Origin of the sequence: Pseudomonas huaxiensis, from assembly GCF_003231275.1 — a bacterium.
GTDB lineage: Bacteria > Pseudomonadota > Gammaproteobacteria > Pseudomonadales > Pseudomonadaceae > Aquipseudomonas > Aquipseudomonas huaxiensis.
Genome location: NZ_QKVL01000197.1, coordinates 1 through 355 on the forward strand (window position 1 = coordinate 1; position 355 = coordinate 355).

Annotated in this window: 1 pseudogene; it reads right to left on the reverse strand. The window is 58.9% G+C overall.

Annotated features, from left to right (window positions below):
• Nucleotides 1-355, reverse strand: a pseudogene (locus DM374_RS32870) (hypothetical protein); the annotation flags it as partial.

Genomic DNA, 355 nt, shown 5'->3' on the forward strand with positions numbered 1-355 from the left:
CGTAGGCCTCTGGTCACTCGGAGGACCAACACGGAGCGCGTCTGTTATCCCGTAGCCGCTCAGGGTTGTGGCTTTGTCGGACTTGCCGGATACCAAGTTGTCGACTTGAGCTTTGGTGTATGCGTCGGCGATCCCATAGCCGCCCAGGGTTGTGGCCTTGTCGGACTTTCCGGATACCAGGTTGTCGACTTGAGCTTTGGTGTATGCGTCGGCGATCCCGTAGCCGCCCAGGGTTGTGGCCTTGTCGGACTTTCCGGATACCAGGTTGTCGACTTGAGCTTTGGTGTATGCGTCGGCAATCCCATAGCCAGCCAGGGTCGCAGCTTTGTCCGCTTTGGCAAGGATCTCGGCACCT